The sequence below is a fragment of the Streptomyces sp. NPDC052299 genome (genome assembly GCF_040679335.1).
Classification (GTDB): Bacteria; Actinomycetota; Actinomycetes; order Streptomycetales; family Streptomycetaceae; genus Streptomyces.
In genome coordinates this window covers 383,815-406,846 of sequence record NZ_JBFAUP010000006.1, presented here as the reverse complement: position 1 = coordinate 406,846, position 23,032 = coordinate 383,815, and the positions used below count along the sequence as shown (strand labels likewise).

The window sequence follows — 23,032 nt, the reverse complement described above, 5'->3', positions numbered from 1 at the left end:
CTGCGGGGTGCCCCTCGCTCAGCGCCCTTTCCTCTCCCCGTACCGCAGGAAGTCGTCACGCCGCTCCACGGCCAATTCCACGAGGAGCCCGGCGAGGGGACCGGTGTCCTCCCAGTCCAGGGCGACGTGCCTCTCCACGCTGTCGCGCAAGTGCTTGCGTACCCGGTCCCGGGTGTCCGGGAGGTACACGATGTCCGGGGAGCGCACGTGGCCGACGATATCGGCGGTGAGGGCGCGAGCCGCGGCTACCAGATCGACACCGGGCGGAGTTGTTGCACCCTGCACCAGCTCTTGGACCAGCAACCCGTGCACAGGCCGCTCGGTCAATGGATCGAGTCCCCTGCCGGCGCTGGTGTCCTCGGCCCCGTCCGTGTTCATGTCGCCGACCAGTTGAGAAAGCTCGGCGGCAGCCTTCTCGAAGTCGTCCCCCATCTGCTGCACGATCTCGTCGAGACGTCGGCTGAAGCGGGTGTAGCGAGACCGGTCGGAGCCGATCTCGGCCGCGATGCGCACCTTGACCGAACCGGTCATGTAGGAGACGCGGGCGCGCGGGTCGCTGTTGGCAGTGACCCTCTCCATGAAGTCCGGTGCGGTGAGGTCGACGGGGGGAACCCGCTGCTCGATCTTCGTCACCTTCAGGTGTCGTGCCATCAGTTGCCGGATCTTGGCACCGTAGCGGCGCGGGCTGAAGTCGTCGCGCCCGTCGAGGTAGCGGCGACGGGCCAGGTACTGGACCTCACCGATGAGGCGGGCCAACAACTCGTACTTCAGGGCCTCCGGCCGTGGCAGTACGGCGTTGAGGGCGGTGAGGAAGTCACGTGCGAGCTCGTCGAAATCAGCGCGGAGCAGCGGGTCCTCCAGCGTGGCCAGCAGGTCCTCGCGCTGCTCCTCCCCATCGAGTGAGGCGATGCCCACTCCGCCCAGGAATTCGGAGATACGGGTACGCAGATCTGCGAGCAGGGCCTCAGCCGCGGCGTCGGCCTGAAGCAGCAGCCGGTCCCGGACCGGCTGGGCACCCGTGAAGGTTGCCCTGTCGAGGTGGTCGACAGAGGTGTCGTAGCCGTACAGCTCGCGCAGGTGCGCCTTCTCGTACTCCCCGAGCGAGCGGGTGAGTTCCGAACCGATACCGATGAAGTCGACGACCTGCCCCCAGCGCTTCGTCCCATAAGGGCGGTTCGTGCGGGCGACTGCTTGGAGCAGCCCCGCGCCGGTCAGGGCTCGGTCGAGATAAAGCACCTGCTCAACGGGGGCGTCGAAGCCGGTGAGCAGCATCGACTGCACGACCAGGAAGGCCATGGGCGCCTCGCCCGGTTCCTCGCTCGCATCCACCGGCAGGTCCAGCGACTGCCCGTCCTCGTGCCACTCCTCCCTCATCCCGCCGGGCGTGCCCAGTCCGGAGGCCGATGTCCCGTGGGCGGACACCTTCCATGCGGGGTCCTCGGCAGCGGCAAGCGGGTCACCCAGGCCCTTCTGGAAACGCTCGATGTAGTCGTCCTGCTGAGACTTCGAGGTCCAGCGCTTCCATGCCTCGGGGTCTTTACGACCACTGTTCGGCTGGGCCTCGGAAATGACGACGGCGGCGTCGATGGACCGCAGGAGGTCCCGGTGAGCGACCAGGTCCAGCAGCTCACGCCTCTCCCCTTCGGCCTCGAAGGCCGCCATCGGGTCGTGGACGTCTGCCGGTTCGAGGGCGTCGATGCGTTCCACCAGACGGTCACGTGCCGCCAGGAGAGCATCGCGGTAGCGGACCGCCGCCAGCCGTGACACGGTGGCGAGCTGCGCGCCGTAGCGATCGGGCAGCGCGGTCCTGGCCCAGTGCCGCAAGATGTAGTCGGCCTTTGCCTCGATCACGGAGGGCGCTTCGAGAATCTCCTTGCGCCGGGCGAACTTCTCCAGGACCCGGTTGCGTTCCTCGGGGTCGTCGGGCACCTTCTCGTCGAATTCGGCGTCCAGCGCCGCCTTCTCGATCACTTCCAACGGGACGCTGTACGCCTCGTAGCGCACCGGCACCACGGCACCGTCCCGCTCCGCGTCACGCAGGGTGTAGAGATCGGCGAAGGGTCCGAAGATGTCCTCGGTGGTCTTCCGGTCCTCGCTGAGGATCGGGGTTCCGGTGAAGCCGACCATCATGGCGTTCGGGAGCATGGCGCGCAGTCGCGCGTGCTGCCACAGGGCCTGTCCTCGGTGAGCCTCGTCGATCAGGACCACGATGTCGGAGCTCGGGTTCTCCACGTTGTTGTGTACGTGGCCGTCGTCACCGCTGCCGGGAAGCCGCTCCTCCCTCCCGTCGTACGCTGTGTCGTCCCTGCGCGCCTTCTGCAGGGTGACGAGTACGAGGTCGGGCACGGGTACCGCGAGGTAGCTGCGCGCCTGCGCCACGCTGGACGCACGATAGATCTTCTGGTTGCTCGCCGCGAGACTCCCGCGGATCTGCTTCTCCAGGTCGAGCCGGTCCGTCACCACGACGACCTTGTGGTCCTTGAGACCGGGTGTGCTGCGGAGATGACGGACGAGGAAGGCCATGGTGAGGCTCTTCCCCGAGCCCTGGGTATGCCAGACGACTCCGCCCCGCTGGTCAACCGGCTCACCGGCGTCGACCTTCCTGCCTCGTTCCAGCAGGCGCTGCGCCAGTTTGTGGACGGCCTTGAACTGCGGGTAGCGGCCGATGATCTTGACGGTTCGAGGACCGCTGCCGGCCTGCGTGGTGAAGTCCCGTACCAGGGACAGCAGATGTGCCGGCCTCAGCACGCCGGCCACCAGGACGTCCTGGTCGCTCAGCGTGGCGCTCCTGCCTCTGCCGGTCTCCTCCCGCACCTGCCCCTCGGTGGCGGGCAGGGTGGTGCGCCAGGGAGCGAAGCGCAGCGAGTCGGCAGTGACTGTCCCGAGCTCCGCGTGGTCGCGATCCGTTCCGATCAGCACCTGGGCGAAGCGCACGAACTCCGCGACGGGCTTCGGCGCATCCACGCCGGCGTACCCGATGACCTGCTCGACGGCCGCGTCCAGCGCCGCGCGCTGTTCCTGCCGGGCGGAGACCAGGGGCGCCTTGCACTCGATGACGACCCACGGCAAGCCGTTGACGAACAGGACGATGTCCGGAATGACGGGTTCGGCGTTCTTGCGTTCCACCCGGAACTGCGAGACGGCGAGGAAGTCGTTGCCGTGTTCGAACTCGCCATCCCAGTCGACCAGCTTGATGTGCTCCGGGTCGCCCTTGGTCCAGCCGGGGACGGTGCGGGCATTGACCCCGTTACGGAGAAGCTCGGTAACGTCCAGGTTGCCCGCGACACCTCGTCCCGGGCTGCCGAATCCCGGCGCCGTACCGCACACCCGGGCGAAGAGGTGATCCAGCTGCGCGTCGGACAACCAGGTCTTGCCGTGGGGGCCGGGGTTGATCCGGGCCACGGCGGCCCGGAACCGTTGCGCGTAGACGACGTCCTGGAAACTCTGACGTCCTGAGGGGCCCGGCTCGGTGACCGTGCCGTGCGGCTGACCGCCTTCGAGGTGCGTCCACCCCATGGCCGTCAACTGCCTGGTCAGCGGCCGCTCGGTCTTGTCGTACTCCGGCTGCCCCATGCCCGGCCTCCCCGCGCGCCCGTCACCTTACGCCCCGCTGCACCCGTATGGGTGTACGTGGAACTCTACCGGCGGGGGCGGAACCGGCCAGGGCGGCATTCGCCTGGTGAGCATGTGCTGGAATCCTGGCTCCCCGGGGCTGCATGCGTGCGCTCGCGCTCAGGCCGGCGGCAGGACAGCCTGCCCTCGGCTGACTGGAGAAGTCGGATCCAGGGCGCCCGCCCCCGCGAGCAGGTCCTCGCATACCCCCTGCTGAACAGTTCGCAGTTTCGCTATCACCGCTCGCTGTTTGACAATTCGGCTATCAAGAAGCGCAGATGCTTCGACAACTTCTCGTTGCTTTTCCAGGCTGGGTAGCGGGATGTGTAGCGCTTCCACTACTCCGGCACTGATCTTGACCATGCTCTCACTGGTTCCACGAGCTCCGGATCGAATGGCCGCACGAACAGGACTGGAAGCCAAGGCCATTTCCAAATATGCGGGGAGGCAACGCCGCTCGTCCGGGCGTAGCCTCATCATGAGATCCGGATAGATACAGGACTGTCCGACATCCCGATAGCGACCGGCGAGCCCAACAAGATCACGGGTATTTGCGCGACTCATGAGCAGGTCACCGTCCACCAAGGTGAATTTGCGAGCCATGGGGCTGTCGGGAATTCGCTTCAACTGCTTGGGCACGAATCCTCCGGCCGTAAGACACCCAAGGCCTAGAGCCAGCAGGCCGGTCCACTCGTCCACTTCGGACGGCGAGTATCCGTTCTTGGGCCTCTCAGCAAGTACCTCCCCAAGCCGCGACAGCGGCCCAGAGACACCGCTGTCGCGCAGGCCACATCGGAGAAGATCGAGCTTGCCCAGTTCCCGCTCCAACACGCCGATCCGCCGCTCGAAGGCAGAGTGCACAGCGACGATCCGGCGCTGAACTTCCATTGGCACCTCCGGCACCTGAAGGGTCCGGACATCTGCCTGCGAAATATTGTTCTGCCCAGTACCTCCATTCAGAAGGATTTGAATTTGGCGCCGCACCCCCTGAGAAGAGAGCAAGATCACCAAGAAGGCCGGGTCCGTCGAAGGCTTCGGCACCAAGCGCAGAGTCTTGTCGGAAAGCATAAGCTGAGCGCGGGAACCCGATACATGGCAAGCAATGCCCACCAGAGACCGAACCCCATTCGCGCGCGTCAGAAGAACATCGCCGGGATGCACTTCCAAATCCGGACGCCCTCTCATCCCTTCAAGAAGACGTTTCGCTTCCCCCTCAAGGAATCGTCCTGAGGAAACAGCGCTGACCTTTAGCACGCCCCACTCGTCGATCGCCGGCGGTGCAGAATCGCACGCAGGGCTCCATCCCGACTCAATCCCGCCGAGCAGCGACCCAAGGAACACAGAAGGATAGACGCGATCCAGGCCCGAAGGGCTACCTTCACCGCGCATAGCCCAACTCCTTCAGCCACATGCCCAGCTCGTCCGCAGCCGCGTCGCTCTCCCTCTCCAAGTCCCTCAACGACACCCCGTACTTCTCCGCCCACCGGCGGAACACCGCCACCAGCTCGCGCCGTCGCCCCGCCGCAGCCGCGTCCAGGCGCCCCGAGAGGTCAGCGTTCAAGACCTCCAGGACCACCCGCTCCGGGCCGTCCTTCTCCCCGCTCTTGACCACATCCCGCGCGGCCCGTAGCTGAGGCAGAAACACCTCGTCCAAGCCCTTCCGCTTCTTCCTGGCCGCCGCCAGGGCCTTCTTGCACGCGGCGACCTCACCTGTCAGCGCGGCGATCCTCTCCGGGGAGGCCACGGGTGCGACGTCCTCCGCGGGCTCATCGGCCTCCGCATCACTGTCCTCGTCCGCCGGTTCCGGCCCCTTCGCCTCGGTCAGCGCCTCCAGCGCCGTCTTGTGCGCGACATCCGCATCGGCGACGGCCTTGTCCGCCGCCGTCACCGCGTCCAGGAACTCCGGGATCAGGACGCGCACCACCGGCTGGTCCATGGCGCGGCGGCGGTCCACCGCCGTGACCGTCGGCCTACGGGTCGTATTGTCGTCGTCAGGGATAACCGGCTCGACGATCGCCTCGACCGAATCGACCCAGCCGGTCAGCACCCGCTCGAATCCGCCCGCCGCCAGCGCCTTCATGTCGTAGCGGTTGGTGGCCCACCAGTCGGCGATGATGCCGGCCGTCGTGAACTCGTCGAGCACGCCGACGGCACCGATGTCCCGCTTGAATGAGTCCAGGAGCCCGCTCCGCAGCTTCATCAGCTCACGATCCGCCGCGAGCTTCGCGAACAGCGGTGCGTGGTCCTTCCACCAAGCGCCGTACACCTCGTCGAGCTCGGACTTCTTCATCGCCGCCAGCATCGGGATACGCGCCGCCGTCGCTTCGGGTCCTTCCGGCAGGAAGTCGTAGTAGCCCGGGTCCCCGTCCCGCACCTCGAAAAGCTCCGTCGGGTCCACACCGAACGAGCGGAATAGATTCGCCCGGTCCGCGACCTCGGTCACCGGCACACCGCCGTAGAGGTGCGCCCGCACGTCCTGGGGTTCGGCGGGCGGCGAGTTGTCGACCCATCGGCGGATATTGAGGTTGGCCTCAGCTGCCAGGAGGTCATCGACCTCGACCTCGCGCGAGTAACGGTCGATCTGGCGCCACCGCTGGTACGTGGTGACGATCTTCTCGACGTGCTCCGGGCGGAGTTCGTTCTGGTTCCGGCCCACCGTGAAGTCCCGATCGGCGTTGATGAACAGCACCCTGCCCGACCGTCCCGCGCGCTTGCGGTGGGGGCGGCGGAGCACCAGCACACAGGCCGGGATCCCTGTGCCGTAGAAGAGGTTGGGACCGAGGCCGATGATCGCCTCGATGCAGTCGTCTCTGAGGAGCTGCTCTCGGATATCGCGTTCCTTGCCGCCCCGGAACAGCACCCCATGAGGCATGACGATTGCCGCGACGCCTCGTTCCTCCAGCACTGCCACCATGTGCTGGACGAACATGAGGTCGGCCTTCTTGCCCCCCTCCGGCGCCCAGTGCTTCATCCGCTTCCCGTGGTTCCTGTCGGCCTCAGCGACCAGGGACGCGTCATAGTTCAGGGAGAACGGCGGGTTGGAGAGGACCTTGGTGAACCGGCGCAGCTGGGTGGTCCCGGGCTGGAAGTGCAGCGGTTCGGTGAGGGTGTCGCCGTGTTTGAGGTCGAACTCATGGATGCCGTGCAGCACCATGTTCATGCTGGCCATGGACCAGGAGGGGCCGTTCTTGTCCTGCCCGTTGACCGAGAGGTGAGTCGGGTTTTCGCCGTGCTCCTCCACATGCTCGCGGGCCGCGATCAGCATGCCGCCGGAGCCGGCGCAGGGGTCGTAGACGGAGTCCTGGGCCTTCGGGTCGACGAGCCGGACCATCATGCGTACAACAGCGCGCGGGGTGTAGAACTCCCCGCCCTTCTGCCCCGCCGAGTCGGCGAACTCCCCCAGCAGGTACTCGTAGGCCGCACCCAGCATGTCCGGGAATTCGAAGTCCTCGTTGCGCAGCCGGTAGAGCGTGAAGTGACGAATCAGCTGAGCCAGTTCGGCATCGGTGAAGCGGGGCTTCGTGCCGACTACCTCGTTGAAGCTGATGTGTGTGGTCACACCGGCGAGGCGCTCGTTGCCCTCGCTGAGCGCGACCATCGCCTGGTCGAGCCGCTCGCCGACCTTGTCGGTGAGGGTCTGGATACCAGGCGCGGGACTGGCCGGGGCCGCTGGGTCGAAGTGAGGGCCGTTCCACCAGCGCGCCCTGGGCGGCACGTAGAAGACCCGCTTGTAAGAGTCCGGATCGTTGGCCCGCTTCAGCGCCTTCGCCTCGTCCTTCGTCCGGTCCAGGTGTTCGCGGTACACCCGCTTCCATTCCGGTTCGAACTCGTCCGAGGCCCGTTTCAGGAAGAGCATCCCGAAGATGTAGTCCCGGTACTCGGAGGCGTCCATCCGGCCGCGCAGGATGTCGGCGGCCGAATACAGGTGCCGTTCGAGCTGGGGCAGGGTGATTCTGGCCACGCGCCATTCCTTCGTACATAAAGTGAGCAGATCGGGATGCTTGGGGAAGCGTAAACGCCCCGAGAACCCGGTGCGGACAGATGGCGGGATCGGCGGGCTCCCACGCGATCAGGCGTCCACGATCTCCAGACTCACGAGCAGCCGCCAGACGTCGGTGGACGGATCGCGTCCCAGAACCGGACAGTCGGCGGCGTGGCCCGAAGCCGGGATCAGTGGATCGGGGCGCTCCGGAGCACCGTCCCACTGGTAACGGTCTTTCCTGGTGGACTTCACCTTGCATGTGTTGTGCTCACACTGGCCGACCATGCTCCGCGCATGGCGCACGGCGGCGGTCTCCTTATTCTTCAGCGCTTCGCGGCGTCCGTCCTTGACGCTCTTGTCATTACGCTTGTCAAAGTTCTTGAAGGCCGGGTCCGCCTGCCGCAGCGCGTCTACCACGTCCTTGCTGTTTCCGTTGCGACTGCCACCGAACGCCTGGAAGTGAAGCAGCAGCCACAGGTCGAACGAGGGGTGGGAGAAGCAGACCTCAGTGCCCTTCTCAGCCGCCAGGTCCAATGCCTCGGGGATGTCGTGGTGCTGGTCCCGGTCGAAGAGGGCCCATGCCTCGTCCTCCTCCGCCATTTCTTGGACCTTTGCCACCACCCGGGCGGGCGTCAGACCGTTCTTGGCGAACACTGGCTGGATGCGGAACCGCCGTCCGCCAGTGAGGCTGCCGTCACCGAAGCGTTCGTTGAGGTAGTTGAGATAGTCCGGCTCGGTGGACTCGCCCTCGCAGCCGACGTACAGCACCCGTTGCGCCCGTGTATCGGCCGGCGGCGGGGGTGCGGGGGCCACGAGAGGCTTCTCCTCGCCCTTGCGGCTCTTACGCTTCCGCCGGGGAGGCTCTTCAGCCTGCCCCGCGACACCTTGCTGTCCCTGCTGCCCGCCCCGCGTACTCACGCTGTCGCCTTCTCCTCCTGCCAGGACAGTTCGCGGGCGATCTCGCCCGCGCTGACGCGGGGCACCCCGCCATAGCGCCCGCGCAGATAGCCCCGCTCCAGGTTCTCGCCGTCCTTCGGGTGGGCTGCGGTGAGCGGATAGATCTCCGTCGCGCCCGACCTGTCCTTGGCCGCGATCCAGACCTGGTCACGGCCGAGCGGCCGGTCCAGCACCGCGCTGCCCAGGAGAGTGGCATCGTGCGTGGTGAAGATCAGCTGCGCATTGCGCGGGTTGGCCTTCGGATCCTGGAAGATCCGTACGACCTCCGCCGCCAAAGTCGGATGCAGGGAGGAGTCGAGCTCGTCCACGAGCAGCACCGCGCCCTTGTCGAGCACGGTGAACATCGGCCCGAGGAAGGCGAACCAGGCGTGTGTGCCGAAGGACTCTTCGGTGAGGAAGTCCAGAGGGATGTCGACTCCGGCTCCAGTGCGGTGCCTGAGTCTGACCGCTCCGGTCTCCGGGTCGACCTCCATGCCGGTGACACCGAGATCGGCGGCGGCCAGCAGGTGCAGAACTCGCTCGCGGTAGCCGTCCTTCGCGTTCTGTTCGATGAGGTCCAGGGTCCACCTGGTGCGGTGTCCGACGTCCTCACCGGGCGTCACCAACCACAGGTTGTCCAGGAACCACCGGTGCAGCGCGGAGAGCTGGGGGTCGTTCAGGGTGGCAGCGGTGGAGAGGAACAGGGAATCGGGCCGAGTGACGGACACCAGGAGTTCGTGATTCCCCTTGTAGCCATCGCCCTCGAAGACGAACTCCCCACCCTCGGCATCGGGGCGGCCGGCTTCACGGTCGAACCAGGTCTCCCGCTCGCCCCCCGGGTAGGCATGTAGCCACTCGGCCTCGACGCGCTCGTCAGAAAGCTCGAAGCCGTACGTGAAGCGGGTGCCAGTGCGGCCGAGTGAGAGGTCGACCTCGTACAGGCTGGTCTCCTCCGCGCACGCGGGGTCGAGCTTGAAGGGCGCGCGGGGCACACCGGACAGTTTCGTCCAGTCGGCGAACGACGTGCGGACCGCATGGCGCATGTCGGACAGCGCGCTGAGCATGTTGCTCTTGCCTGCGGCATTGGAGCCGAAGATGCCCAGGACCGGCAGGGCCGATACGTCGTGCCCGCCGTGACGGAGCCCGGTCACGCGGCCGTTGCCGTCACCATGCTCCGCCGCGATGAGCGACAGCTCGCACTCATCGCGGATCGAGCGGTGATTGGCCACCCGGAAACGCAGTAGCACCCTCGGCCTCCCGACAGGACGGGGAGGCTGGCCCCGTCGTACGTACACCGCATGCGGACGATCCGCACGTGCAGCCTATGACGCCGGCACCGGGCGTGCCAGCCCCGGCTCGTCAGCTCGCCGCCGCGCGCTCCCGGCGTACCGTCGTCGCGATCGTCGCGGAGCCGACCACGCGGGTGCCGTCGTACAGCACGACCGCCTGGCCGGGGGCGACGCCCCGGACCGGCTCGGTGAACGTGACGTGCAGGGTGTCGTCGGTCAGCTCGGCGGTCACCTCGGTCTCGCCGCCGTGGGCGCGGAGCTGGGCGGTGTACGTGCCAGGGCCGGACGGAGGGGTTCCGCACCAGCGGGGCCTGATCGCGGTGAGCGCGGTGACGTCCAGGGCCTCGGCGGGGCCGACGGTCACCGTGTTGTTCACCGGGGAGATGTCCAGGACGTAGCGCGGCTTGCCGTCGGGGGCCGGGTGGCCGATGCGCAGGCCCTTGCGCTGGCCGATGGTGAAGCCGAAGGCGCCCTCGTGGGTGCCGAGCTTCGCACCGGACTCGTCCAGGATGTCGCCCTCCGCCTTGCCGCCGAGGCGGTCCGCCAGGAAGCCCTGCGTGTCGCCGTCGGCGATGAAGCAGATGTCGTGGCTGTCGGGCTTCTTGGCGACCGCGAGGCCCCGGCGCTCCGCCTCGGCGCGGATCTCGTCCTTGGTGGTGAGGGTGTCGCCGAGCGGGAACATCGCGTGGGCGAGCTGGCGCTCGTCCAGGACGCCGAGCACATAGCTCTGGTCCTTGGCCATGTCCGAGGCGCGGTGCAGCTCCCGATTGCCGTCCGCGCCGGTGACCACGGTGGCGTAGTGGCCGGTGCACACCGCGTCGAAGCCGAGCGCGAGGGCCTTGTCGAGGAGCGCGGCGAACTTGATCTTCTCGTTGCAGCGCAGGCACGGGTTGGGGGTGCGCCCCGCCTCGTACTCGGCGACGAAGTCCTCCACGACGTCCTCGCGGAAGCGTTCCGCCAGGTCCCAGACGTAGAAGGGGATGCCGATGACGTCCGCGGCGCGGCGGGCGTCCCGGGAGTCCTCGATGGTGCAACAGCCCCGGGCGCCGGTCCGGAAGGACTGCGGGTTCGCGGAGAGGGCGAGGTGGACACCGGTCACGTCGTGGCCCGCCTCGGCGGCGCGCGCCGCGGCGACGGCGGAGTCGACACCGCCCGACATGGCGGCGAGCACGCGGAGGGGGCGCTGGGGAGTCTCAGTCATAGCCCCACCAGGGTACGTGGGGGCGGGAACCGAAAGCTCGCGGATAAGCGTTGTCCGTCACATGGGGACCAAGGGGACGGACGGCGACGGCACCGGGACCGGGATCAGCCGGCGCTCGGTGCTGATCGGGGGCGCCGTCACGGCCGTGGGCACGGCGGCGCTGGCGCGGGACCGGCTGAAGCGGGCCTGGTGGCGGCTGCCGGGCGTGGAGAAGCCGCGCACACCGGGGGCGGTGGACTACGCGGGGGCGAAGTGGGTGGCCGCCTCGGAGGCGAACTGGCGGCGGGCCGACCGCCCCGACGACTACGGCATCGACCGCGTGGTCATCCACGTCACGCAGGGCAGCTTCGGCAGCGCGGTCCGCGCCTTCCAGGACCCGGGGCACCGGGCGGCGGCGCATTACGTGGTGCGCAAGGACGGACACGTGACGCAGATGATCCGCGAGCTGGACGTGGCGTTCCACGCGGGCAACCGCTCGTACAACGAACGCAGCGTGGGCATCGAGCACGAGGGCTTCGTGGAGCGCCCGCAGGACTTCACCGCCGCGATGTACGGAGCGTCGGCGAAGCTCACCGCGGCGATATGCGGGCGGTACGGCATCCCGCTGGACCGTGAGCACATCATCGGGCACGTGGAGGTCCCGGGCGCCGACCACACGGACCCGGGCCGCGGCTGGGACTGGGACCGCTACATGGAGCTGGTCCGCCGCGCGGCCACGTCCGGGAGGACCGGCAAGGCTTAGCTCAGCCCCGCCGAGCGCGCCCGTTCCACCGCCGGGCCGATCGCGCGGGCGACATCCTGGACGTCCTGCCCGGTCGAGGTGTGGCCGAGCGAGAAGCGCAGGGTGCCCCGGGCCAGGTCCGGATCGGTGCCCGTGGCGAGCAGCACATGGCTGGGCTGGGCGATCCCGGCGGTGCAGGCGGAGCCGGTGGAGCATTCGATGCCCTGGGCGTCCAGGAGCAGCAGGAGCGAGTCGCCCTCGCAGCCGGGGAAGGTGAAGTGCGCGTTGGCCGGGAGACGGCCGCCCGGTGCCGGGTCGCCGCCGAGCAGCGCGTCGGGAACCTCCGCCAGGACGGCGGCGGCCAGCTCGTCGCGGAGCGCGCCGGTCTCCCGGGCGAACTCCTCGCGCCGGTCGGCCGCGATCCTCCCGGCGACCGCGAAGGAGGCGATGCCCGCCACGTCCAGGGTGCCGGAGCGGACGTGGCGTTCCTGGCCGCCGCCGTGCAGCACGGGCACCGGGGTGTGATCACGGCCGAGCAGCAGCGCGCCGACCCCCGTCGGGCCGCCGATCTTGTGCGCGCTGACGGTCATCGCGGCGAGCCCGGAGGCCCCGAAGTCCACGTCGAGCTGCCCGAACGCCTGGACCGCGTCGGCGTGCATCGGGATGTCGAACTCGCGGGCCACCTCGGCCAGTTCGCGTACCGGCAGGATCGTGCCGATCTCGTTGTTGGCCCACATGACGGTGATCAGCGCGACGTCGCCGGGGTCACGCAGGACCGCCTCGCGCAGCGCCTCGGGGTGGACGCGCCCGTACCGGTCGACGGGGAGGTATTCGACGGTCGCGCCCTCGTGGGCGGCCAGCCAGTCGACGGCGTCGAGGACGGCGTGGTGCTCGACGGGGCTGGCGAGGACCCGGGTGCGGCGGGGGTCGGCGTCGCGGCGGGCCCAGTACAGGCCCTTCACCGCGAGATTGTCCGCCTCGGTGCCGCCCGAGGTGAAGACCACCTCGCTGGGGCGGGCGCCGAGGGCGTCGGCGAGGGATTCCCGGGACTCCTCGACGGTACGGCGGGCCCGGCGCCCGGCGGCGTGGAGTGAGGACGCGTTGCCCGTGACGGCGAGCTGCGCGGTCATCGCCGCGATCGCCTCGGGAAGCATCGGCGTGGTCGCGGCGTGGTCGAGGTAAGCCATGGTGGGCTCGATTCTACGAGCCCGCGGCGGGGCGTACGGCGGGCGCATGGGGTCCCACGGCCCGCGCACCGCGTGCGGCGGTGCGGGTCAGCCGCCGAGGCCCCAGGAGACGAGGCCGTTTCCGGTGACCAGGAAGGCGAGGACCACCAGGTCGGCGACCCCGAGCGCGAGGCCGAGGAAGGCGCGGGCGCGCCGGGTGGTGGAGCGGGCCAGGGCCACGAGGGCCATCACGATGGCGGCGGGGCCCAGCAGGAGGTTCATCACCAGCAGGCCGACGAGGCCGAGCACGAACGAGGCGACGGCGAGGCCGTCGGCGTCCCGGCGGGAGCGCGGGGCGGCTTGGACCGGCGCGCTCACCGGGACCCCCGCGCCCGCTCGCGTACGGCGAAGACCAGCAGCCAGCAGCCGATGAGGGCGCCGAGGACGAGCGACAGCGGAAGCGGGATCTGGGCCACCGCTCCCAGCACGATCCCCAGCAGGAGCAGGGCGGCGACGAGGACGATCATGTTCGGCCTTTCCGTGCGGACGGACCATTGAGAGTACGACTGTTCACTGACTCTTGAGTCTAAACCCGGGTGCCCCTTCCCCACCCCGGAGAACAGTTGTTTACTGAATGGCATGAGTCACACGGCGGGGGTCCGCCAGCACCAGAAGCTGCGCACGCGCCAGGCGCTGCTGGACGCGGCCCTCGGCCTGCTGGAGGAGCAGAGCCTGAGCAGCCTCGGGCTGCGCGAGGTGACCCGGGCGGCCGGCATCACACCCACGGCCTTCTACCGGCACTTCGCGAGCGTGCCCGCACTCGGGGTCGCCCTGGTCGAGCAGACCCTGGGCAGCCTGCACGGCATGATCGGCGCGATACTCGCCGAGACCGGCGACAGCGAGCTCCGGCTCGACCGCAGCGTGGAGCTGATACGGCGTCACGTACGGGAGCAGCCCGCACACTTCCGCTTCATCGCGCGGGAGCAGCACGGCGGGGTCGGCCCGGTCCGCGAGGCCATCGCGGCGCAGCTGCGGCTGTTCGCCGAGGAGGTGGCGGCGGCCCTCGCGGCGGAGCCGGAGTTCCGGGGCTGGGCCGAGGAGGACCTGTTGATGCTCGGCGGCCTCTATGTGGACCACATGGTGATCACCGCGTCGGCCCTGCTGGACGCGGGCCCGGGGGACGACGAGCGGGTGGCCCGCACGGCGGGGCGCCGGCTGCGGCTCATCGCACTAGGCGCCCTGCACTGGCTCGACGAGCCGGCACAGGGCGCCTGAGAGGAAGGGCCGGGCGGGTCAGCCCCGCGGGGCCCGGGCGAGCTGGCGGGACTGGGCGACCAGGCGGTCGGCGCTGTCCCAGACGTCGGCGTCCTCCTCCAGGAAGCCGCCCGCCAGGTTGCGGGTGGTGATGGAGACGCGCAGCGGGCCCGGGGCCGGGCGGCAGCGGACGTGCGTGGTGAGCTCGATGGTGGGCGTCCAGCCCTTGAGCCCCAGCTCGAACGAGGTCGGCGGCAGGGCGTCCACGGTGAGCAGCAGGGAGAGCGCGTCGGGGTCGCGCCCGTCGGCAAGACCGAACCAGCCGCGCATCTCACCCTTGCCGGAGGGCTGCCCGATCGCCCAGCCGATGGTCGCCGGGTCCAGCTTGATGTCGAGCCGGTCGGTGATCGCGGAGCTGCCCGGGATCGGCGCCGGCCCGTCGCCGGGGCCGAGGCAGTGCTCGCGCGGCGGGATGGCCGGCGGCTTCGCGGAGGTGCGGACGTCGTCGCTGAGCGCGTCCAGGTCGCCGTAGGTGGCGAGGACACGGATGCGCTCGACCTCGGTGCCGTCCTCGGCGTACTGGAAGAGCGACGCCTGACCCGTGGAGAGGGTGCGGCCGGTGCGGACGGTCTGGGTCCGGATCACCGCCGGACCGGGCACGGAGGCGGTGAGGTAGTGCGCGGAGACCGAGAACGGGTCCGCGTGCGGCAGGGCCTCGCCGAGCGCGCGGCCCAGCATCGCCAGCAGGTAGCCGCCGTTGACGGCCTGGATGATCGTCCAGCCCGCCGAGAGCTCCGCGTCGTAGACGCCCTCTTCGCGCAGGGTGACCGCGGTGTCCCGGTCGAACTCGCTGTCCCCGATGGTTGCCTGTGCCATGGAGGCACCGTACACCGATTGTATTACTGAGCGGTAGCTTTTTGTTGGCCCGCGTCGTTCACGCCTCGTCCGCCCGCGCCGAGCGCCGGTTGTAGGCGCGCGGGGCCCGCCAGTGGAAGCGGAGCGCGAGCAGCCGCAGGACGAACGCGGTGACCACGGCCGCGCCGCTGCTCAGGGCGTTGAGCGCGTCGAAGCGGATGCACAGCACGATCATGGTGGCGCCCACCATGGCGGGCACCGCGTACAGGTCCCGGTCCCAGCGCAGCAGCGAGGGCACCTCGTTGGCCAGGACGTCCCGCAGCACGCCGCCGCCGACCGCCGTGGCCAGGCCGAGCGCCGCCGACGAGGTGAGGCCGAGCCCGTAGTCGTACGCCTTCACCGTGCCGGTGACGCAGAAGAGGCCGAGACCGGCCGCGTCGAAGACGTTCACCCCGACCTGGATGCGCTCCACGTGCGGGTGCAGGAAGAAGACCAGCCCGGCGGCGAGCAGCGGGGTGGTGAAGTACCCGAGATCCGTGAAGGCGGCGGGCGGCACCGCGCCGATGATCAGGTCACGGAAGAGCCCTCCGCCCAGCGCGGTCACCTCGGCGAGCACCGCGATGCCGAAGACATCGAAGTTCTTGCGTACGGCGAGCAGAGCGCCCGAGATCGCGAAGACGAAGATCCCCACGATGTCGAGCGCGTGCTGGACGGAGGGCGTGAACAGTTCGGTGAGCACCGGGCAATTGTGCCCGTACTACTCCTTCGTACCGTCCGGGGCGGGCTCGGACGGCTCGGCGGCCGGCGCGGGCTCCTCCGGGGCCTCCGTCACGGGCGCCTCCTTCACCGGCTCCTTCACCGGCTCCTCCGCGGGCGCCGACCGGACCGTGATGACGTCCGCGACCAGCGGGGCGTCGCCCGGCACCTGGTCCTCGCCGTTCTCCGGGTGGTGGCAGGCCACCTGGTGCCCGGTCTTCAGCCGGAGCAGCGGCGGTTCGGTCGTCCCGCAGACCTTGGTCGCCTTCCAGCACCGGGTGTGGAACCGGCAGCCGGCGGGCGGCGAGATCGGCGAGGGGACATCGCCCTTGAGCAGGATGCGGTCGCTCTTGGCACCGCGCCTGCGCGGGTCCGGCACGGGCACCGCGGACATCAGCGCCTTCGTGTACGGGTGCATCGGCGCCTCGTACAGCGACTTGCGGTCCGCCAGCTCGACGATCTTGCCGAGGTACATGACCGCGATCCGGTCCGAGACGTGGCGGATCACCGACAGGTCGTGCGCGATGATCATGTACGTCAGGCCCAGCTCGTCCTGGAGGTCGTCCAGCAGGTTCACCACCTGCGCCTGGATCGACACGTCCAGCGCGGAGACCGGCTCGTCCGCGACGACCAGCTTCGGCTTCAGGGCGAGCGCCCGGGCGATGCCGATGCGCTGGCGCTGGCCGCCGGAGAACTCGTGCGGATAGCGGTTGTAGTGCTCGGGGTTGAGCCCGACCAGCTCCAGCAGCCGCTGGACCTCCGCCTTCACGCCGCCCTCGGGCTTGACGCCCTGGAGCCGGAAGGGGGTCGAGACGATTCCGCCGACCGTGTGGCGCGGGTTCAGCGAGCCGTACGGGTCCTGGAAGATCATCTGGATGTCGCGCCGCATCGGCCGCAGCCGTCCGGCGGACAGATGGGTGATGTCGCGGCCCTGGAACTCGACCTTGCCGCCGGTCGGTTCCAGCAGCCGGGTCACCAGCCGGCCCATGGTCGACTTGCCGCAGCCCGATTCGCCGACGACGCCCAGGGTCTCCCCGGGGCGCACGTCGAAGGTGAGCCCGTCCACGGCCTGGACCGCACCGACCTTCCGCTTCAGCACGCCCTTGGTGATCGGGAAGTGCTTGACCAGGCCGTCGACCTTGAGGAGCGGTTCGGGGCCGGACCCGTCCGACCCGGCCGCGGCGGGCGCGGGAGTCTTCTTGTTCAGCTCAGTCACAGCTTCGGCGCAATCTCTTCGGTCCAGATCCGGTCGCGCTGTTCGGGCGACATGTGGCACGCGGAGAAGTGCCCGTCGCCGACCTGTCGCAGCTCCGGACGCTCGGTGCGGGTGATGTTGTCGGGCGGCACGTCGGCGTACGGGCAGCGCGGGTGGAAGGCGCAGCCCGGCGGGACGTTGATGAGGCTGGGCGGCGAGCCCTTGACGGGGATCAGCCGCTCGGTCTGCTCCCGGTCGATCCGCGGCATCGAGCCGAGCAGGCCCCAGGTGTACGGGTGCTGGGGCTCGTAGAACACCTTCTCGGCGGAGCCGCGCTCGACACAGCGTCCCGCGTACATCACGAGGATGTCGTCCGCGATCTCGGCGACGACGCCGAGGTCGTGGGTGATCATGATGACGGCGGAGCCGAACTCCTTCTGCAGATCGCGGATCAGGTCGAGGATCTGCGCCTGGACGGTGACGTCGAGGGCGGTCGTCGGCTCGTCGGCGATGAGCAGCTGCGGGTTGTTGACCAGGGCCATCGCGATCATCGCGCGCTGGCGCATGCCGCCGGAGAACTGGTGCGGATAGTCCTCGAACCTGCGGTGCGGCTCGGGGATGCCGACCCGGTCCAGCATCTCGATGGCGCGCTTCCTGGCGGCCTTCTTGTCGACCTTGTGGTGGACCCGGTGGGCCTCCACGATCTGCGCGCCGATCGTGTAGTACGGGTGCAGGGCGGACAGCGGGTCCTGGAAGATCATGGCCATCTTCTGGCCGCGCAGCCGTCGTACGCGCTCGGCGCCCGAGCCGATCAGCTCCTCGCCGTCGAGCCAGATCTCGCCGCCGATGCGGGCCCGCTCCGAGGTGTGCAGCCCCATGACCCCCAGCGAGGTGACGGACTTGCCGGAGCCGGACTCGCCGACGATGCCGAGGGTCCGGCCGGCCTCCAGGTCGAAGCTGACCCCGTCCACGGACCTGACCAGGCCGTCGTCGGTGTCGAAGTGGACGCTGAGGTCGCGTACGGAGAGGAACGGGCGGCCGTCGCCCGGGCGCGGGGCCGGGACGGTCCCGTCCGTCTGGGAGTCCTTCTTGGTCACGCCGCTCATGAGAGCCTCACCCGGGGGTCGATCGCGGCGTACACGAGGTCCACCAGCAGGTTGCAGATGACGATGAAGAAGGCCGCGACCAGCGTCACGCCCATCACCTTGGGCAGGTCGGCGGTGGTCACGCCCTGGATCGCGAAGGCGCCGAGCCCCTGGAAGGAGAAGACGCGTTCGGTGATGACCGCGCCGCCGAGGAGCAGCGCGAAGTCCATGCCGAAGATGGTGACCAGCGGGGTGAGCGCGGACCGCAGCCCGTGCTTGACGACCACCTTGCGTTCCTGGAGGCCCTTGGCGCGCGCGGTGCGGATGTAGTCCTCGCTCATCGTCTCCAGCATCCCGGCCCGGGTGAGCCGGGCGTAGAGCGCGGAGTAGAGCAGGGCGAGCGTGCACCAGGGCAGGACCAGGCTGCCCGCCCAGGCGACCGGGTCCTCGGTGATGGGCACGTACTCCCCGTTGCCGAAGAGCGCCAGGACGACCAGGCCGGTGAAGAACATCGGCAGCGAGACACCGGCGAGGGCGACGCCCATGGAGAGGCGGTCGAAGAGCGAGCCCCGCTTCAGCGCGGAGACGACGCCGATCGCGACACCGGAGACGACCCAGATGACGGCGGCACCGACGGCCAGCGAGAGCGTGACCGGGACCCGGTCCACGAGCTGCGGCCAGATCTCGGTGTGGGTCTTGAACGAGTAACCGAAGCAGGGGGCGTTGCAGGTGACGGGGTCCGGGCCGAACTGGTACTCGGCGCCGACCACGATGCCCTTGATGAAGTGCCAGTACTGGAGGTACAGGGGCTGGTCCAGCCCCAGGTTCTTCTTGACCGCGGCGATGACGTCGGGGTCCGGGCTCTTCCCCACGTACTGGGCGGCCATGGAGTCGAGGGTCTGCCCGCCGAGGCGGGGGACCAGGAAGAAGATCGCGAACGTGACTGCGCTGACCACCAGCAGCAGCAACACCGCGGCGAATACGCGTCGGATGATATACGCAGCCACAGCCGTGCGGCGCCGGGCGGGTGGGGCGGGTAACCCCGCCGCCCGGCGCCTTCACCTGCCTTTCAGGGGATGCTTTTGATGAACAGGCGCTACTTGGTGGACGTCATGAGCACGTAGTCGTACATGCCGAGGTACGCGTCGGTGACGGTGACGTTCGCCGCGGAGTCCGGGCGGTAGAGCAGGTTCTTGCGGTAGAAGAGGGGAACGACCGAGGCGTTCTCCATGACCTTCTGGTCGACCTCGCCCCACGTGGCGTTGCGCTGCGTGGTGTCGACCGTGCCGATGCCCTTGACGAGGAGGTCGTTGATCCCCTTGTCGTTGAGCTCCATCAGGTTGGTGCCGCCGGAGGGCTTGATGGCCGAGCCGTTGACGATCTGGTCGAGGAAGCCGAAGCCGGTCGGCCAGTCGGCGCCCCAGGCCATCATCATCATGCCCGCGTTGTTCTTGTGGACCCAGGCCGGAACGCCCGCGAAGTCGGTGAAGTACTTGTCCGCCGGGAACTGCTTGATCTCGGCGGTGATCCCGATCGCCTTCAGGCTGTTCTGGAGCTGCGTGGCGGCGGTGACCTCGTCAGGACGGTCGGAGCGCGCCGTCAGCGTGGTCTTGAAGCCGTCCGGGTGACCGCACTTGGCCAGGTGCTCCTTGGCCTTGGCCGCGTCGCCCTTGCTGCCCTCGGTCGGGTACAGGTCGAACTTCTTGTAGCCGGCGACGGTCGGGGGGATGACCGTGCTCGCCGGGTCGCCCTTGACCGAGCCGCCGATCGAGTCGACCATGCTCTGCTTGTCGACGGCGTACTGGACGGCCTTGCGGCACTCGACGTTGTCGAACGGCTTCACGTTGACGTTCAGCGCGAGGTACTGCAGGGCGCCGGCGTACGGGTTGTCCGTCTTCGCCTTCTCCGACGCCTTGGCCAGGACCTTGGGCTGGGTCTTGGACTGCAGACCGGTGCCCGCGATGTCCGCGGTGGTCTCATTGTTGAGCAGGTGCTCGTCAACGGTGGTGGGGTTGACGTTGAACTTCAGCTCGATCCGGTCCGGCAGCGCCTTGCGGATCGGGTCCGTCTTCGGGTCCCACTCCGGGTTGCGGACCAGGGTCGCGCCCTTGCTCTCGTCGTACGCCGAGAACTTGTACGGACCCGAAGAGACCATCTTCTGGACGTAGCTGGCGCCCGTGTCGGCCTTCTGCTGGATCGGCGCGGTCTGCGAGAACGCGGCCAGGTAGTCCATGTCCGCGAACGGCTTCTTGAGGTGGAAGACGATCGTGTACTTGTCCGGGGTCTCGATGGACTTCAGACCCTCGGCGGACTTGTCCTTGTACGGACCCTTGTACTTGTCGCCGCCGTCGAGGTACGCCTTGAAGTACGTCGGGCCGTTGGACAGGGCCTCCGGCGCGAAGTTGGAGCGCTCGACGGCGTACTTGACGTCCTGCGAGGTGATCTCGGAGCCGTCCTCGAACTTCACGCCCTTGCGGATCGTGTACGTCCAGGTCTTGGCGTCCGCGCTCGCCTTGCCGAGGCCGGTGGCGAGGTCGGGGACGACCGTGAGGCTGTCCTTGCCGGCGGCCGGCTTGAAGGTCACCAGCGAACGGGCGTACAGGCGGGAGAAGTTCTGCACCCAGCCGTAGTACGTGTTGCCGGGGTCGAGGGAGTCCGGGCCACTGGTGTGCTCGTAGGTGACCGTCCCGCCCTTCTTGTCGCTGGCGTTGACGATGCTCGTCAGACCGGCGTCGGCCTTGGCGCTGCTGCCGCCGCCGCCCTTGCCGCTGCCGCCGTCCGAGTCCTTGCTGCACGCCGTGGCGCCCAGCGACACCGCGATCGCGACGGCTATGAGCGCCGCTGTCTTTCTGTTCTGCATGCTGAGGAAAGCCCCCTCGCTAGTCCTGTGCGGCACTGCCGCGTTTACTTGCCACGAGGGTCGAGTGCGTCACGCAGCCCGTCCCCCAGCAGGTTGAAGGCCAGCACGGTGATGAAGATCGCCATGCCGGGAATGACCATGAACATCGGGTCCACCTCGTAGAGGTCGACCGCCTGCGTGAGCATGCCGCCCCAGGACGCCTGCGGCGGGGCGATGCCGACGCCCAGGAAGGACAGGGCCGCCTCGAAGAGGATGTTCGTGGGGATCAGCAGCGTCGCGTACACGAGGATCGGCGCGACGAGGTTGGGCAGCAGCTCGCGGAAGAGGATGAACGGACCGCGGGCGCCCAGCGACCTGGCGGCCTCCACGAACTCGCGCTCGCGGAGCGACAGCGTCTGCGCGCGCACGATGCGGCCGATGTACGGCCAGCTGAAGAAGCCGATCACGAAGATCAGGACCGCGATCCGCAGCGTGAGCCCTTCCATCCCGAAGGCGTTGCCCTGGAGGGAGGCGGAGATGGAGATCGCGAAGAGCAGCAGCGGGAAGGCGAGGAAGGTGTCCATCAGCCGGCTGATGAGGCTGTCCACCCAGCCGCCGTAGAACCCGGCCACGACACCCATGACGACGCCGATGGCGACGGAGAGCAGGGTGGAGCCGACGGCGACGACGAGCGAGACCCAGGAGCCTTCGAGGATGCGCGCGAAGATGTCGCGGCCGGTCTGCGGCTCGACGCCGAACGGGTGGTCCCAGCTCATCCCGCCGAAGCTTCCCTTGGGCGCCAGCATGACGGGGTCGACCAGGCTCTGGTTGAACGCGTTGGGGTCGAGCCCCAGCAGCGACTGGAGCGGCTTGGAGAGCACCGCGGTCAGGATCAGCAGGACGACAACGATGCCACCGGCCATGGCGGCCTTGTCCCGTTTGAACCGGGTCCAGGCGATGCGGCCGAGCGAACGGCCCTCGATCTCCTTGCGGCCCGCGCCTTCCAGCACCGCTTCGGGCCGCGCATCCGCCCTGGTGGTCTCGATAGGTGCCGTCATCGCGCTGGAGACCCCTCTCGGCCGGCGGTGGCCGGCCCGTGACCGCCGCGGTAGCGGCTCGTACGTAGCTAGTTGCGTGGGAGTCTTCAGCCACTTCGCGCACACCCGCCAGACCTGACGGGGAATGTTTGCTCAAACGTGATGACGTCTGAATGCTTCCGGTATCCGAACAGCCGGGATCGGCAATCGGGCCTGTCGGTCGCAAATCAGCGATAACGAACACTTCGCGCACGAACGCCGAAGTGCCCCAATGCCCCCGATTAGCCGGGGTCTGACGCGGAATCAGTACGCGGGCGCCTGGGGGTAGCCGTAACCGGGCGCGGCGTGCGCCTCGCGGTCGTAGAAGGGACGGGAGTTGACGCGCAGCCACATCGCGACCGGGTCGTACTCGTCGGACATCGCGACCGTGGAGACGGGCAGGCCCTCGGGGACGGCGCCGACCGACTGCCGCATCATCGCGCGCACCGCGTCGACGGACGGCCGGCTCGTGTCGTACAGATCGAGGCCGACGGCGAGGTACGGGACGCCGAGCGCGGGCTGCACCCAGGCGCGGCGCAGCGAGCGGATCGCGGGGGTGTGGTGGGCGTTCTGCGTGAGCTGGGCGTAGAACTGCGGGATGTCGACGGCGGGTTCGCTGATGCGCAGCGGCCCGGCGGGCATCCGGTCGAGGCCGGTCGCGATGCGGCGCAGGTCCAGCCACGGGACGCCGACACCGCCGCCCGGGGCGTGCGGATTGAGCCAGACGCCCCAGCGGTCGGGGTAGAGGGAGCGCGCGATGTCCAGTCCGGCGACGACCTCGTGGTCCCGGCTCCAGCCGCTGGCCGTGAGCTCCTGGGGGGACGTGACGCACGGGGCGTAGCCGAGGCCGTCGACCTCCATGTTCCCGTACTGGGCGTCGGGGGCGCCGGGGCGGCCGTGCCACAGGAGCATCCAGACCCGGCCGGATGCCAGGGCCCGGAGCAGCGCCTCGTACGCGTCGTAGCGCCCGGGCGCGACCTGTCGCAGCATGTGCTCGACCTGACCGGCCGCCGCGGTGCCTGACGCACTCACCCTGGTCCCGCCCCTCGTAGATCCTCTGCTTCG

General features: G+C 69.0%; 19 protein-coding genes. 2 read left to right on the top strand and 17 right to left on the bottom strand.

The features are described from left to right. Positions 1 to 18 precede the first annotated feature (18 nt). From AB0L33_RS13640 to mnmA, 6 genes are all read right to left on the bottom strand, one after another. Positions 19 to 3,573 carry a type I restriction endonuclease gene (locus AB0L33_RS13640; RefSeq protein WP_365680773.1) on the bottom strand — a complete coding sequence of 1,185 codons (3,555 nt, stop codon included), beginning with the start codon at positions 3,571 to 3,573 and terminating at the stop codon, positions 19 to 21. Between the two features lie 159 nt (positions 3,574 to 3,732). After that, positions 3,733 to 5,001 (bottom strand): hypothetical protein, encoded by a 1,269-nt coding sequence (locus AB0L33_RS13635; protein WP_365680771.1) that lies wholly within the window; start codon positions 4,999 to 5,001, stop codon positions 3,733 to 3,735. Further along, positions 4,991 to 7,573 (bottom strand): class I SAM-dependent DNA methyltransferase, encoded by a 2,583-nt coding sequence (locus AB0L33_RS13630; RefSeq protein WP_365680769.1) that lies wholly within the window; start codon positions 7,571 to 7,573, stop codon positions 4,991 to 4,993. Before AB0L33_RS13630 ends, AB0L33_RS13635 begins: the two co-directional genes overlap by 11 nt. 108 nt (positions 7,574 to 7,681) lie before the next feature. Continuing rightward, positions 7,682 to 8,512, bottom strand: a complete 831-nt coding sequence (locus AB0L33_RS13625; protein ID WP_365680767.1) for an RloB family protein — start codon at positions 8,510 to 8,512, stop codon at positions 7,682 to 7,684. Next, complete coding sequence (locus tag AB0L33_RS13620; protein WP_365680765.1) at positions 8,509 to 9,777, bottom strand: ATP-binding protein; 1,269 nt, start codon at positions 9,775 to 9,777, stop codon at positions 8,509 to 8,511. Before AB0L33_RS13620 ends, AB0L33_RS13625 begins: the two co-directional genes overlap by 4 nt. Positions 9,778 to 9,889: 112 nt before the next feature. Further along, positions 9,890 to 11,020: a tRNA 2-thiouridine(34) synthase MnmA gene (gene mnmA, locus AB0L33_RS13615; RefSeq protein WP_365680763.1), complete on the bottom strand. Its 1,131-nt coding sequence runs from the start codon at positions 11,018 to 11,020 to the stop codon at positions 9,890 to 9,892. Positions 11,021 to 11,081: 61 nt separating this feature from the next. Here mnmA and AB0L33_RS13610 point away from each other — a divergent pair, with 61 nt between their 5' ends. Beyond that, positions 11,082 to 11,762 (top strand): N-acetylmuramoyl-L-alanine amidase, encoded by a 681-nt coding sequence (locus AB0L33_RS13610; protein ID WP_365680761.1) that lies wholly within the window; start codon positions 11,082 to 11,084, stop codon positions 11,760 to 11,762. Here AB0L33_RS13610 and AB0L33_RS13605 read toward each other — a convergent pair. The 3 genes from AB0L33_RS13605 to AB0L33_RS13595 all read right to left on the bottom strand — a co-directional run bounded on the left by AB0L33_RS13605 (position 11,759) and on the right by AB0L33_RS13595 (position 13,434). Further along, the gene (locus AB0L33_RS13605; protein WP_365680759.1) at positions 11,759 to 12,928 is read right to left on the bottom strand and encodes a cysteine desulfurase family protein; all 1,170 of its coding nucleotides are present in this window, start codon (positions 12,926 to 12,928) and stop codon (positions 11,759 to 11,761) included. The two genes, AB0L33_RS13610 and AB0L33_RS13605, sit on opposite strands and share 4 nt — an antisense overlap. 87 nt (positions 12,929 to 13,015) lie before the next feature. Next, positions 13,016 to 13,285 (bottom strand): DUF4190 domain-containing protein, encoded by a 270-nt coding sequence (locus AB0L33_RS13600; RefSeq protein ID WP_365680757.1) that lies wholly within the window; start codon positions 13,283 to 13,285, stop codon positions 13,016 to 13,018. Next, positions 13,282 to 13,434 (bottom strand): hypothetical protein, encoded by a 153-nt coding sequence (locus tag AB0L33_RS13595; RefSeq protein WP_361019877.1) that lies wholly within the window; start codon positions 13,432 to 13,434, stop codon positions 13,282 to 13,284. Before AB0L33_RS13595 ends, AB0L33_RS13600 begins: the two co-directional genes overlap by 4 nt. 112 nt (positions 13,435 to 13,546) lie before the next feature. On the opposite strand from AB0L33_RS13595, the gene AB0L33_RS13590 reads away from it, so the two are divergent. Then, positions 13,547 to 14,182, top strand: a complete 636-nt coding sequence (locus AB0L33_RS13590; RefSeq protein WP_365680755.1) for a TetR family transcriptional regulator — start codon at positions 13,547 to 13,549, stop codon at positions 14,180 to 14,182. An 18-nt stretch (positions 14,183 to 14,200) separates the two neighbouring features. On the opposite strand, the gene AB0L33_RS13585 is transcribed toward AB0L33_RS13590, so the two are convergent. From AB0L33_RS13585 to AB0L33_RS13550, 8 genes are all read right to left on the bottom strand, one after another. Next, entirely contained in the window at positions 14,201 to 15,037 is an 837-nt protein-coding gene (locus tag AB0L33_RS13585; RefSeq protein WP_365680753.1) for a thioesterase family protein, read from the bottom strand. 58 nt (positions 15,038 to 15,095) lie between these two features. Next, positions 15,096 to 15,755, bottom strand: coding sequence for a trimeric intracellular cation channel family protein (locus AB0L33_RS13580; protein ID WP_365680751.1), 660 nt, complete (start codon positions 15,753 to 15,755; stop codon positions 15,096 to 15,098). Between the two features lie 18 nt (positions 15,756 to 15,773). Continuing rightward, positions 15,774 to 16,988 (bottom strand): dipeptide ABC transporter ATP-binding protein, encoded by a 1,215-nt coding sequence (locus AB0L33_RS13575; protein ID WP_365680749.1) that lies wholly within the window; start codon positions 16,986 to 16,988, stop codon positions 15,774 to 15,776. Further along, positions 16,985 to 18,073, bottom strand: coding sequence for an ABC transporter ATP-binding protein (locus AB0L33_RS13570; RefSeq protein WP_365680746.1), 1,089 nt, complete (start codon positions 18,071 to 18,073; stop codon positions 16,985 to 16,987). The genes AB0L33_RS13575 and AB0L33_RS13570 overlap by 4 nt, the downstream gene beginning before the upstream one ends. After that, positions 18,070 to 19,059: an ABC transporter permease gene (locus tag AB0L33_RS13565; RefSeq protein ID WP_365680744.1), complete on the bottom strand. Its 990-nt coding sequence runs from the start codon at positions 19,057 to 19,059 to the stop codon at positions 18,070 to 18,072. The genes AB0L33_RS13570 and AB0L33_RS13565 overlap by 4 nt, the downstream gene beginning before the upstream one ends. Positions 19,060 to 19,148: 89 nt before the next feature. After that, the gene (locus AB0L33_RS13560; protein ID WP_365680742.1) at positions 19,149 to 20,912 is read right to left on the bottom strand and encodes an ABC transporter substrate-binding protein; all 1,764 of its coding nucleotides are present in this window, start codon (positions 20,910 to 20,912) and stop codon (positions 19,149 to 19,151) included. A 44-nt stretch (positions 20,913 to 20,956) separates the two neighbouring features. Continuing rightward, positions 20,957 to 21,949, bottom strand: coding sequence for an ABC transporter permease (locus AB0L33_RS13555; protein WP_365680740.1), 993 nt, complete (start codon positions 21,947 to 21,949; stop codon positions 20,957 to 20,959). 282 nt (positions 21,950 to 22,231) lie between these two features. Further along, positions 22,232 to 22,999 (bottom strand): enhanced serine sensitivity protein SseB C-terminal domain-containing protein, encoded by a 768-nt coding sequence (locus AB0L33_RS13550; protein ID WP_365680738.1) that lies wholly within the window; start codon positions 22,997 to 22,999, stop codon positions 22,232 to 22,234. Positions 23,000 to 23,032 lie beyond the last annotated feature (33 nt).